At 29.5% G+C, this 12,342-nt stretch carries 14 protein-coding genes; all 14 read right to left on the bottom strand.

Annotated elements, in window-relative coordinates; all coding sequences use genetic code 11:
- Positions 1–214: 214 nt before the first annotated feature.
- The 14 genes from VK071_00505 to VK071_00440 all read right to left on the bottom strand — a co-directional run bounded on the left by VK071_00505 (position 215) and on the right by VK071_00440 (position 12,319).
- Positions 215–628, bottom strand: coding sequence for a DUF4342 domain-containing protein (locus tag VK071_00505; GenBank protein ID HLR33796.1), 414 nt, complete (start codon positions 626–628; stop codon positions 215–217).
- Position 629: 1 nt separating this feature from the next.
- On the bottom strand, positions 630–1,388 hold the full coding sequence (gene recO, locus VK071_00500) for a DNA repair protein RecO (GenBank protein HLR33795.1): 759 nt from the start codon (positions 1,386–1,388) through the stop codon (positions 630–632).
- 15 nt (positions 1,389–1,403) lie between these two features.
- Complete coding sequence (gene era, locus VK071_00495; GenBank protein HLR33794.1) at positions 1,404–2,288, bottom strand: GTPase Era; 885 nt, start codon at positions 2,286–2,288, stop codon at positions 1,404–1,406.
- 10 nt (positions 2,289–2,298) lie between these two features.
- Entirely contained in the window at positions 2,299–2,700 is a 402-nt protein-coding gene (locus VK071_00490) for a cytidine deaminase (GenBank protein ID HLR33793.1), read from the bottom strand.
- A 10-nt stretch (positions 2,701–2,710) separates the two neighbouring features.
- Positions 2,711–3,718: a DUF3048 domain-containing protein gene (locus VK071_00485; GenBank protein HLR33792.1), complete on the bottom strand. Its 1,008-nt coding sequence runs from the start codon at positions 3,716–3,718 to the stop codon at positions 2,711–2,713.
- 11 nt (positions 3,719–3,729) lie between these two features.
- Positions 3,730–4,428, bottom strand: coding sequence for a diacylglycerol kinase (locus tag VK071_00480; GenBank protein HLR33791.1), 699 nt, complete (start codon positions 4,426–4,428; stop codon positions 3,730–3,732).
- A 16-nt stretch (positions 4,429–4,444) separates the two neighbouring features.
- The gene (gene ybeY / locus VK071_00475; protein HLR33790.1) at positions 4,445–4,903 is read right to left on the bottom strand and encodes an rRNA maturation RNase YbeY; all 459 of its coding nucleotides are present in this window, start codon (positions 4,901–4,903) and stop codon (positions 4,445–4,447) included.
- On the bottom strand, positions 4,904–6,994 hold the full coding sequence (locus VK071_00470; protein ID HLR33789.1) for an HDIG domain-containing protein: 2,091 nt from the start codon (positions 6,992–6,994) through the stop codon (positions 4,904–4,906).
- A 24-nt stretch (positions 6,995–7,018) separates the two neighbouring features.
- Positions 7,019–7,981, bottom strand: a complete 963-nt coding sequence (locus VK071_00465) for a PhoH family protein (protein HLR33788.1) — start codon at positions 7,979–7,981, stop codon at positions 7,019–7,021.
- A 2-nt stretch (positions 7,982–7,983) separates the two neighbouring features.
- Entirely contained in the window at positions 7,984–9,177 is a 1,194-nt protein-coding gene (gene yqfD / locus VK071_00460) for a sporulation protein YqfD (GenBank protein HLR33787.1), read from the bottom strand.
- Between the two features lie 11 nt (positions 9,178–9,188).
- Positions 9,189–9,467: a sporulation protein YqfC gene (gene yqfC, locus VK071_00455; GenBank protein ID HLR33786.1), complete on the bottom strand. Its 279-nt coding sequence runs from the start codon at positions 9,465–9,467 to the stop codon at positions 9,189–9,191.
- A 78-nt stretch (positions 9,468–9,545) separates the two neighbouring features.
- On the bottom strand, positions 9,546–10,034 hold the full coding sequence (locus VK071_00450; protein HLR33785.1) for a hypothetical protein: 489 nt from the start codon (positions 10,032–10,034) through the stop codon (positions 9,546–9,548).
- 16 nt (positions 10,035–10,050) lie between these two features.
- Positions 10,051–11,034 carry a flotillin-like protein FloA gene (floA, locus tag VK071_00445; protein ID HLR33784.1) on the bottom strand — a complete coding sequence of 328 codons (984 nt, stop codon included), beginning with the start codon at positions 11,032–11,034 and terminating at the stop codon, positions 10,051–10,053.
- Between the two features lies 1 nt (position 11,035).
- Positions 11,036–12,319: an NfeD family protein gene (locus VK071_00440; protein HLR33783.1), complete on the bottom strand. Its 1,284-nt coding sequence runs from the start codon at positions 12,317–12,319 to the stop codon at positions 11,036–11,038.
- Positions 12,320–12,342 lie beyond the last annotated feature (23 nt).

The raw sequence follows: 12,342 nt of genomic DNA, 5'->3' as shown, positions 1-12,342 counted from the left end.
AAAACATTTTATCTTCCTCCCTAATTTATACCATTTAGTACTATGTAGCACAAAAAACCTTTACATCCCTATATAGGGACGAAAGGTTTCTTCCGCGATTCCACCCTATTTAATACCCTTAAATAGGTATTCTCTCATTGTGACTTTATAAAAATTTGTCTATAGAATATAATTTAGCAAAAAACAAGCTTATTGTCAATAGCCATATACCTTTTCACTTATTATCTTTTTCTAGAGTTTCATTTACATTAATTATTTTCCCATCTTCTTTCATTATTTCAATTTCGCATTTTGAAAGCATCGCTGCACCCAATCCTAATAAGGCCGCTGGTGCTGCCACTATACTTCCTATTACTCCTGCTGTTATTGGAATATTCATAATTATTTCATTATCTTTTTTTACTATTATTTTGGTTACATTTCCTTTTCTAAGAATCTCTTTAACTTTATCGGTTATTTCTTCCCCTTTATTAGTCAAATTTTCGCCCCAAGTTTTTTGTTGTTGTTCTATATAAATAATTGTCTTTATCACATCCCCATCATTTCCCACTAAAGCCTCTTTTGCCTCTCCATAGCTTACGTTTGTTCTTTTTACTACTTTATCAATATCCTCAAGAGATATATCCATATTATATTCCTCCATTTTTTGTAATAGTTTCGATTAAGTTCAATGAATTAAAGTTATCTTTTTCAATATTTATTAATATATATTTTACCATGATTTCATGTAAGTTACTCATGACATCTTTAGGAATTTTAATGGATTCTAGCTTATCTAAAGGCGAATACAACAATTGTTTTAAATGCATAATTACATTTCTATCAATATTTTTACAATATGGCTCTGTCTCAAAACATTTATCACATATTATACCACCTTGATGATAACTAAATTTTACTCTATTGTAATTATTATTTCCACATATTACACACTTATCTAAATAAGGCCTATATCCTAAAAAAGAAATATACTTTAATTCAAAAGCTATTACAAACTTTAAAAAATCCTTTTCTAATCTAGATAGTACTTTTAATCCTTTTACTAAAAGCAAAAAAAGTTTTTCATTTGGCTCTTCCTCTACTATAGAATATTCTACTAATTCTAATATATAAGAACCATACATAAGTCTTTCCATATTTTCTCGTAAATCATAGAAGGAATTTATTATATCTCCCTGATTTATATGATAAAAATTTCTCCCTTTAAAAAATGTAAAATCGCTATAACCAAATACTTGAGTACATCCAGTTAATTGACTTTTAGGCCTATAGGCTCCTTTGGCCATAGCATGAATTTTTCCAAAATCTTTAGAAAAAATAGTAAGTATTTTACTAGTATCTTTAAAACGTATCTCTTTTAGTACTATTCCTTCTGATTTAACAAGCATTAAGTCACATCCAATCTATTGATAACCAAAATATTTTAGCTTGTTTTTTTTATCTCGCCAATTCTTTTCTACTTTTACCCACAGTTGTAAATTAATCTGACTGCCTAAAAGTTTTTCTATATCCTTTCTAGCATCAGTTCCAATTTTTTTAAGCATCTTTCCACCTTTTCCAATAATAATACCCTTGTGAGAACCTTTTTCACAATAAATAGTTGCGTCTACATCTACTATATCTTGACTTTCTCTTTTCTCTATATTGTCTATAGATACAAAAATCCCATGGGGAATTTCCTCTTTTAAATAAAACAAAGCTTTTTCCCTAATAATCTCTGCTATAATAAAGCTTTGTGGTTGATCAGTAATCATATCCTCTGGAAAATATTTTGGTCCTTCTGGTAAATATTCTTTTAATATGGTTAAATATTCATTTATATTTATATTTTCCATAGCCGATATAGGAATAATTTCATCAAATATGTTCAATCCTCTATATTTATCTATTAAATTAAGAATATCTTTATCTTCTAATTTGTCGATTTTATTAATTAAAAGTATTTTAGTAGTACTTATATATTTCATTTCTTCAAATATATACTTATCAATTGGTCCCGTTCTCAAGCTTTCATCTACTAACACTGTTATAAGATCTACTTCTTCCAAAGTACTTTTTGATACTTTTAGCATATATTTTCCCAGTTGATTTTTTGGTTTTTGTATTCCTGGGGTATCTAAAAATACTATTTGATAATCTTCCTCTGTATAAACACATTGTATCTTATTTCTTGTAGTTTGAGGTTTATCAGAAATTATTGATATTTTCTCACCTATTATACTATTCAATAAAGTAGATTTTCCTACATTTGCTCTACCAATTACTGTTATAAAACCTGACCTGTACATTGTTTCACTCCTATTTCTCATCTTTTTCTAAATCTTCTGGTCCAAAGCTATAGGGTAATAATTCATCTAAGGAATATTCTTTATAATCATCTTCTGAATCTGCTATTATTATTAGTGCATCTTTTCCAAATTCCCTAATAACCTGCCTACAAACTCCACAAGGATAAGTATATTCAGAATCTCCTACTACTGCAATGGCTTTTATTTTTAACTCACCTTCTGAAATTGCTTTAAATATAGCTGTACGCTCTGCACATAATGTTGGAGAATATGAAACTATTTCAATATTACATCCAGTATATATTTCATTTTTGTCCGTAAGAACAGCCGCTCCTACATGAAATTTAGAGTAAGGAACATATGCTTTTTCTTTTGCCTCTAAAGCCTTTTTTATTAGTTTCTTTTTGTCCATGTAATCACCTCTAGTTAATTATTAAATCGGGGTCAATATCTGTTACCTGTATCCAAGTAGTACCTGGATTTAGTTTTAGTTCTTCTCCTAAATCATCATAAAAATAAGTTTTTTCTGAAATTGATTCTTTTTCCCAGGTTATAAACATACCTTTTCCCTGAGTAATAAAAATACCATTTCCTTCACCAATTAATGTCATATCAAGTCTTCCCTCTTCATCTGTTACATTAGAATTTACTTGTTGAATTATTATATTAGTTGCAATTATAGGTTCTTCATTAGACTCATCTATATGGAGTTCTCCATCTTTATACCTAGTATAATTACCTTTACCTTTATCGAATACATATTTGGTTGTATTGCTTTTATTATATTTAATTTCAATATTATTTACATCAAAACCATCTATAGCTATAATTTCTTCATTAAATCTAAATCCTTGAAAATTATTTTGTTTATTATATCCCTTTTCCTTTTCAGCTTTCCTTATAAATTCCATACTAGTATACAAATTATGGGGACTTTCTTTACCAGTGCTAGACTCTCTCCAAAAATATTCCATAGAATCAGAAACACCATTAATGTCTGATATATTTAATTCTTTAATCTTCTTTTCTGCTTCTTGGCTTCCACCTGCCCTTACATAAATAGAATCATATTCTAATAAAGTAGTTACAAAATAAGGTCTAGAGCTTCTTATAGGCCCTAATAATTCTGGTTCCCCAATTAAGTATATCCCCATATACCTTGTATAAGGATGTTCCACCTTAAACTCATAGACTAATTCAGCATCACTTAAACCTGATTGCCACCTGGCATTAGGATGATTATCAAACATAATTGCTACTGGTCTTTCCTTTATTCTATCTTCACTAGTTTTTAAACCACTTAAAGATGAAAAGACATGTTCCAGTATTTCTTCCTCTTCTTCTGATTCAGTTATATTATCTAATTTAGTACAACTAGATAACAAAAACATAGACAATACTAAACCTAAGATAAGAAATATTTTTTTCATAGCATCCCTCATTATCCAATAATCTGAAATATAATTATACTAGTTAGTATACCTAAAACTGCCCCAGTTATCACTTCAACAGGTGAGTGAATTTTGCCTTCTACTCTACTTGCAGCAACCATTATTGATATTATAAATGCTAATGTAGAGATTAAAATATTTTCAGCCATAAAGGCTATAGAACTTGCCAACACAAAAGCTACAGCCGCATGGCCACTTACAACCCCACCTTGAAATGGTGTTCCACTTTGAAATATAGTTTTTATAACAACAGTAATAATTATCACTAAAGCCAAAGCTATAAAAGTAAGGTGGACTGGTGAATGTTTTATTTTAAACAAAACTACATTCGCAAAAGGATTTAATCTATCAAAAAACAATAAATATCCCACTACAAGAGCATTTATTGCTGATATTAAAACTCCACCTGCTGCTACATTCTTTGCTATCTTGGCAAGTGGATGGTATTCATCTGTAATAAGATCTATAGTCTTTTCAATAGAAGTATTAATAAGTTCTGCTACTATAACAAAAGAAATAGCAAAAAATATAACTAGTAATTCAATTCTAGTAAAATCAAAAAACAAACTTCCGAAAAGGACTAAAAAAGCTGCTGCAAAATGAATTTTCATATTTCTTTGAGTTTTTAATGCATATATAATACCTTCAACAGCATGGTTAAAACTTTCAATTAAATTTTTATTTTTCATATACTATCACCTATTTTTAGTCATCATCTTTAAATATTTTCAGCTTCTTCATTACCCTTTTTTCCTTTTCTCTCATTATGTTTCTCTCTTCCATACCTAATTCATGATCATAGCCTAATAGGTGAAACATACTATGAGCCGTTAAATAAGCAACTTCCCTTATAAAGGAATGACCAAAATCTTTAGCTTGCTCTGAAGCTTTTTCCAGGGAAATAATTATATCACCTAAAGGAACTATTGGAATATTTAATTGGTTCTTCATTGGAAAAGATAAAACATCTGTTTTTGAATCTACATTTCTATAATTTTTGTTTAATAATTGGATCTGCTCATTGTCTACAAAAGATACACTAACCTCTATATTTAAATCTTTTTTTTCTTCTAATAAACATTCTTTTACCACGTTTTCTACTACTTCATACATTTCCTCATTTATATCTAATTTTGTTTGCCTATTTTCAATGTAGATTTCCATTTAATTCTCTCCTTTTATTTCTTCAGCCTTAATGTTAGGATATTCTATTCTCTCATGTAAAATACCTAACATTACATTGGAAAAAGCGTTAGCAATTGTATTTAAATCCTTTAAAGTCAAATCACATTCATCTAACTGATTGTCCTTCAACTTACCCTGTATTACACTTCTTATCATTTCTTCTATTTTTCCCTTGTTAGGCTCTTTTATAGACCTAACAGCTGCTTCAACTGAGTCTGCCAACATAACTAATGCAGCTTCCCTAGTTTGAGGTTTAGGTCCTTTATACCTAAAATCCTCAACCTTAACTTCTTCTGAATTCTTTTCTTTTAAAGCCTTATGATAGAAATAAGCTACAAAAGTATCTCCATGATGCTGAACTATAATATCTTTTATTTCCTTTGGTAAACTGTATTCTTCTGCAAAAGTTAGTCCATCTTTTGTATGATTTGTTATAATTAAGGTACTTAATGTAGGATTTAATTTATTATGAGGATTATCTATACCAAATTGATTCTCCTTAAAAAAATATGGTCTATTTAATTTACCTATATCATGATAATAAGAACCAGCTCTAGCTATTAAAGGATCTGCACCTATTGCCTCTGCTGCAGCTTCACTTAAATTCCCTACAATTACACTATGATGATAAGTTCCAGGGGCTTCTAAAAGTAATCTTTTTAATAAAGGTTGATTAGGATTAGATAACTCCAATAATTTTAGTGGAGTTATTACCTCAAAAACATTTTCCCATAGTGGCAGTGTTCCAATAGTTAAAATTGCAGAGAATGCTCCATTTATAATTCCATAACCACTTCTCATTAATGTATCAATTATTTCGGTCTTTTTTATTAATCCAAAGGCAAGAATGGTCAAAACATTAACTACTCCAGCTATCAGTCCGTTAAAAAATATATTATATCTTTGGGAAGAATTAATTACACTAAAAGCAGCAGCACTTCCTCCTATAAAAAACATTGCAATAATACTTTCATCTAGGTTTAACATAACTCCTAACAAAAATGAAAGCATAAAATTAATTACTAATGCAAGTTTTGGGTCAATAAGTATTGATAACAACATAGCTACAGAAGCCAGTGGCATTACATAAGGAGAAATATTATATACTGCTTTAGATATTATTATTATTGCTATAATCATTATTGTTAAAATTAATATCTTTGAACTATCAAATATTTCCCTATTAAAAAAATATAGGTATAAAAAGATAGTCAACTCTATTAAAATAACCAAAATAATAGTTCCTGCTACAGTACTTATTTCAAAGCCTTCCTTTTCCTTTAATAGACCAGAATCTCTAACAAGTTCCAAAGTATTTTCATCTATTCTGTCTCCTTTTCTTACTATAACTTGATGTTCTTTTACTACAACCGGTTCCACTTTTTCTGCCTCTTCTATTTTTTTTCTCTGGGTTGCTTCAGCATCTACAAATTTGTTAGGCTGTATAGTAGAATTAATAAGGCTTATGCCTAGCTCTCGCTCACTTGTAGACATTTCTAAGGATTCAAAAACATTTCTCACATTTTCTTTTTCATAATCTAGCTCTTCTTCTTTTATTCCTGTACTCATTATTTGATTCATTATATCATATATAGAATTTTCTAAATTGTTTAAGGTCTTATATTCTAGCTGAATAGCCATATTATATTCTTTCTTAGTCAATTGAATATTAGATTGCTCTTCCAATAATGAGATCCTTTTATTTACACTTATATTATCATTGGCCTTCACATCTCTTACTATATTAAAAAAGTCTTTAATGTCATTTTTCATTTTCATTTGAATAGAAGGGGCAATTCTATATCTAGGCTCCACTCTATTCATAACCTGTTCTTTTAGCTTCTCTGTTCCTCTTTCATCTACTAATTCTCTAGTTGCCCTTATTTCATAAGGAGCAAAATCTCCTGGTTTTACACTTATTTTTTTAGGTTGAATATTATCAATAACAATAAAAAAAAGAATTAGTGTAAAGATTATTAAAATTAAACTGTTCCTCATTTTTTTATTTTCCCTTAGAATTTTAAACCTTTTCTTTTTTCTTCTTTTATTAGTTACCTTTTTGTTTCCCATGGGACAACCCCCTATTTTATCTTCCTAATTGTCGTATGTTTCATAAGCTTCAATTATCTTTTGTACTAAAGGATGTCTAACAATATCTAGCTTATTTAAATTAATAAACTCTATTCCATCAATATCTGAAAGAATCTTTGTTATAGTCTTTAAACCTGAAGATTGGCCTTTAGGTAAATCAATTTGCGTTATATCCCCTGTAATAATAGCCTTAGAACCAAAGCCTAACCTTGTTAAAAACATTTTCATTTGCTCATTTGTAGTATTTTGTGCTTCATCTAATATTACATAGGAGGAATCTAAATTTCTTCCCCTCATATAGGCCAGTGGTGCTACTTCTATTAAATCCCTTTCCATATATTTAATAAAAGTGTCAAATCCTAATATATCAAACAACGCATCGTAAATAGGCCTTAAATATGGATCTACTTTTTCTTGTAAATCACCTGGTAAAAATCCTAGGCTTTCTCCCGCCTCTACAGCAGGTCTAGTAAGAATTATTCTATTTACCTTTTTCTTTTTAAATGCATCTACAGCCATTGCCATGGCTATATAAGTTTTACCAGTACCTGCTGGCCCAATACCAAAAACTATATCATTATTTTTGATAGCATCTACGTATCTTTTTTGTCCTAAAGTTTTAGGCTTTATACTTTTTCCTAAATCGGTTACACATATTGTTTCATCTAGCAAATCTTTTACTTTATCTTCTTTTCCCCGATGTATTAATTGAATAGTATACATTAACTCTTGCTTTGTCAATCTTTTTTCCCTTTTTAATATATCTATCAATTTCAATATTAATCTTTCTGCTAAGATTGCAGATAATTCTTCACCTAATATTCTAATTTCTCCTTCTCTTAAAACAATATCTACATTAAATTCCTTTTCAATTATTTTTATATTTTCATCAAATTCACCAAAAAGTTCTAATATAAGATTGCTATTTTCAATTGGAATATTTATCTCTTGTATATCTTTACTCAAACCTAGTCCTCCCCATTTGTTATAATTTGTTTTTTCCCAATATCCTCCATAACCTCTAATACTACTATAGTTATAAGTTTGTCATCTTCAGCAAAGTATTTTACATCCTTTGATACTGTTTCTGCATCTTTAGATAATTTTTTATTTATTTCCTCTACCCCTTTAATTTGAGTAGATTCTTTTAATCCTTCTAAATTTCGTTTGATTTCATTACTTCTAACTTCTTTGTAATTATGAACGATTAATTTAATAGGTAAATTTATATCTTTATTTATTAACTTTTTTTCTTCTATATCCTCTACATATTTATCAAAAGGTATTTCTCCTTTGGATAGTCGAAAATTTTTTTCACCAATCTTAATTTCCTTTTCGGCGTGCACCCTTCCTGTCTCTTCCTCTACCACCTTTATATAAGGCTCCTCCATCTGATGAGAATATCGTGTAATAGCAAGTACTTCTCCTTCAGAGTGAACTGAATAGCTATTTTCACCTTCCTCATCTTCTATTATTCCCGAAATTAACGTTTGACCTTCCTTTACTATATCTCCTTCTTTTACAAGACCTTTTCCATTTTTAGCTACAATTTTAACAACTACCCCTTTCTTCTTAGCAACTATATGACAAGGTGTATCCTTACCAATTGCTTTTGGGGGTAGATCCTGTTCTTTTATTTCTATTATTAATTTTGTTCCTTTAACCTCTACATTTACAAAAGATAAAGCATCAATCTCATCTAATATAATATCCTTAATTTGGTCTTTATTTACATTATATTTCATTGTACCACATTTAACATCTATATTTTCCAATAATTCCAAAATATCTTCATTAGAAGTAATCTCATTGCCGCTTACTTCTATCTCCCAAATAAATGAAGTTAAAAAAAATATAAGCCCTAGGAAAATTATAAATCCAAAACCTAACATTTTTCTTTTTTTAAGTTTATTCATAAAAAAAGGAAATCCTATTTTCTCTTTTATATATACTCTACAAGCTCCTTTATTGGCAATCTTTTTTAATTCTCTGAATCCTTTAATAGATACCTTCATTTCTAACAATGTATAATCCATTCTTTTAATATCCCAAATGTATATATTACTGTTAGCTGCAAGGTTTAAAAACTTTTCCAAGGTTAAACCTTCAACTTTAATAATAACATATCCTTTAAAATAATTCCATAATTTTATGGCTAACATATCTGCACCCCTTAGCTTAATAATTCTATCTTTTCAATATATCCTAATACAATTATTTCTTCAGCCATAATAGTTTTTATATGCAGATTTTCTCCTGTTATTTTAATGACTCCATTATTCGTATTTATCCTAACAGTATCTAAGCTATATTCAATAATTCCCTTATGATTGGAGACATACACTTGAATATTTCCTATTACTGTAATTTTTGCTAAATCCATAACTATATCTTTAGGTAATTCAAATATCTCTGAAATATTATATTTAATATTATCCATATTATCCATCATAAAAGCCTCCCTCTCTTTAATTTATGCCTTTATGATAGTAGGTATTACAAAAAAAGTGCGTATAAATACGCACTTTTTCTAAAAATTTTTTCTATTTTTTAAACTTCTAGGCTCAGATAATATTTCAGAAAAAATTATTCCTTTAAGAATATCTTCTTTATTCCCTTTATAATTATGACCAGTTCTTCCCTTTTCTTTATCTAATATTTCAATCTGAATATCATAATCTTCACCATAGCCGTCTTTCACATCTTCAAAGATATTTTCGTAATATCTATCCTTTTTATTATCATCATCTTCGCTAAAAAATGTTTCAACCTCATCATAATTCGTGGTTATAGGTCTCCCATATTCCTCTACCTTTTGATCATATCTTTCCGTCATTTCCTCATATTCTTCTACCTTTTCGTCAAAGTCTTCTGCCCTTTCAGATTTTAAGGGTTCTGGAGAAGTTGGGATTCTTACAGCCCGTCTTCTTTTCTGTTTTTCAATCTTTTTCTTATCTTTTTTACTCTTCATTATAGCGGGCAAAATAATAAACAGAAATATTAATAAAATCTCAAACATGTTATATCACACCCTACTATTTGTCATGTTTTTCATCATCACTCATCTTACCTATAGAGCTTCTCATTTCTGTATCCGCCACTATATTCTTCATATTAACATAGTCCATATACCCTACATCTCCTTCTGTTAATGCTTTGGCTAAAGCTAATGGTACTTTTGATTCTGCCTCTACTACTTTGGCCTTCATAGCCCCAACTTCTGCTCTCATTTCTTGTTCTCTTGCTACTGCCATAGCCCTTCTCTCTTCTGCTTTTGCTTGAGCTATTCTCTTATCCGCCTCCGCTTGATCTGTTTGAAGTTTTGCTCCTATATTTCTACCTACATCTACATCAGCTATATCAATAGATAATATTTCAAAAGCTGTTCCAGAATCTAACCCTTTCTCAAGTACTGTTTTAGATATACTGTCTGGATTTTCTAAAACTTCTTTATGAGCCTCTGAACTACCAACAGTAGTTACTATACCTTCTCCTACTCTTGCTATTATAGTTTCTTCTCCTGCTCCTCCTACCAATCTTTCTATATTTGCTCTCACAGTAACTCTAGCCTTTACAATCACTTCAATACCATTTTTAGATACCGCTGCAATTTGAGGTGTTTCTATTACTTTTGGATTTACACTTACTTGAACTGCTTCTAAAACATCCCTTCCAGCTAAATCTATAGCTGCTGCTCTCTCTAGCTCCAAAGGAATGTTAGCTCTTTGAGCTGCAATAAGAGCATCTACTAAAGTATTTACATTTCCACCTGCTAAGTAATGGGCCTCTAATTCATCCACTCCAATACTTAATCCAGCTTTTGTAGCCTTAATCATTGGATTAACAATCCTTGAAGGAACTACTCTCCTAAGTCTCATACCTATTAAATTACCTATTCCTACTTTAGCACCCGAAAAATAAGATGTTATCCATAAACCAACAGGAATAAATGTAAAAAATAATATAACTAATATAATTATTAGTATAGCCAAACCAATTGAAAAACCAGCACCTGACATATTAAACCCTCCTTACAAATATTTTTGATCCCTCAACCCTTACAACTTTAATAGAAACATTTTTATTTATATAACTCCCTTCTGACAAAGCATCTATTCTTTTTCCATCTATTTCTATTATGCCTGAAGGGCGAAGTTCTGTAATAGTAATACCTTCTTTATTTAAGTATTCATCTTTCCTAGAAGAACTTAAATAACCTTTATCATCTTTTAGCTCAGTTTCCAACACAATTTTATTAAACATTGGACTTCTTTTACCTAGCTTCACTAAAATTATTGCAATAATTGCAGTAATTACTATTGCAATACCTAAAGATATAATTGCATTTGTTACAGAGTTAACAGCTAAAATAACTCCAGCTATCAATAGTATAATGCCACCAATGCCTGGTAAACCAAATCCAGGTATCATACCTTCAATTATTAACAAAATAAGACCAGTTACAAAAAGTATTATAGAAGACGTCTCAGAACTTCCTGCTAATAAGTTGCCCCCAAAAAATATACTAAAAGCTAAAATACTTAGTGTTCCACCAATCCCAAAACCTGGAGTAAATATCTCTATTAATAAACCTATGAAACCAATTGTTAGTAATAAAGTACTCATATAAGGATTGGAGACAAATTTAGCAAACTTTACTTCTATTCCTTCATTTATAGTGACTATACTTGAATAATTTATATTAAAATGATTTAACATATCCTTATAATCATTTGAAATATAATCAGCAATATTATATTTCAAAGCTTCCCGAGACGTTAAATTTAATAATTTTCCCTTAACTGTTATACCTTCTATATCTATATCTCTATCAGCCATAGCTTCTATTATTTCTGAATCCCTGCCTCTTTCTTCAGCCATATCTCGTAAAAAACTTTTCCACATAGACATAACTTTTTCAGTATCAGGTATAGTTTCTGCTGACCCTATGGTAGAACTTTCAGCCATAACAACTTTTTCACTAGAAATTGTAATAAGGACTCCAGCAGATTCCGCTTTGTTATTTACATAAGAAATAGTTGGTATATCTAGGCCATAAATTAAATTTTTAATCTTTTCAGTTTGATCTATTAGGCCACCATAAGTATCTATCTCAAATATAATTGCTTTAGGGTTTTCCTTCAATATATCATCTATAGTACTTTTCAGGAATTGATATGTCGCTTTATTTATTTCGCCTTTTATGGGAACTACATAAACTTTTCCATTGTCTTTACCAAAAACAATTCCATTTATTAAAAAAAGCAATGTTAAAATACAAATAATGATTTTTTTCCCATTCAATTTAGCGCCTCCTCCCCTATCAC

Source organism: Tissierellales bacterium (assembly GCA_035301805.1).
Classification (GTDB): Bacteria; Bacillota; Clostridia; order Tissierellales; family DATGTQ01; genus DATGTQ01.
Note: the sequence above shows the minus strand (reverse complement) of the source record. Positions and strands in the feature narration are given on the sequence as shown.

Excerpts from the sequence above, each read along its gene's own strand:
- VK071_00505 (HLR33796.1), bottom strand. The coding sequence starts at position 628 with ATGGATATATCTCTTGAGGATATTGATAAAGTAGTAAAAAGAACAAAC.
- recO (HLR33795.1), bottom strand. The coding sequence starts at position 1,388 with ATGCTTGTTAAATCAGAAGGAATAGTACTAAAAGAGATACGTTTTAAA.
- era (HLR33794.1), bottom strand. The coding sequence starts at position 2,288 with ATGTACAGGTCAGGTTTTATAACAGTAATTGGTAGAGCAAATGTAGGA.
- VK071_00490 (HLR33793.1), bottom strand. The coding sequence starts at position 2,700 with ATGGACAAAAAGAAACTAATAAAAAAGGCTTTAGAGGCAAAAGAAAAA.
- VK071_00485 (HLR33792.1), bottom strand. The coding sequence starts at position 3,718 with ATGAAAAAAATATTTCTTATCTTAGGTTTAGTATTGTCTATGTTTTTG.
- VK071_00480 (HLR33791.1), bottom strand. The coding sequence starts at position 4,428 with ATGAAAAATAAAAATTTAATTGAAAGTTTTAACCATGCTGTTGAAGGT.
- ybeY (HLR33790.1), bottom strand. The coding sequence starts at position 4,903 with ATGGAAATCTACATTGAAAATAGGCAAACAAAATTAGATATAAATGAG.
- VK071_00470 (HLR33789.1), bottom strand. The coding sequence starts at position 6,994 with ATGGGAAACAAAAAGGTAACTAATAAAAGAAGAAAAAAGAAAAGGTTT.
- yqfD (HLR33787.1), bottom strand. The coding sequence starts at position 9,177 with ATGTTAGCCATAAAATTATGGAATTATTTTAAAGGATATGTTATTATT.
- yqfC (HLR33786.1), bottom strand. The coding sequence starts at position 9,467 with ATGATGGATAATATGGATAATATTAAATATAATATTTCAGAGATATTT.
- VK071_00450 (HLR33785.1), bottom strand. The coding sequence starts at position 10,034 with ATGTTTGAGATTTTATTAATATTTCTGTTTATTATTTTGCCCGCTATA.
- floA (HLR33784.1), bottom strand. The coding sequence starts at position 11,034 with ATGTCAGGTGCTGGTTTTTCAATTGGTTTGGCTATACTAATAATTATA.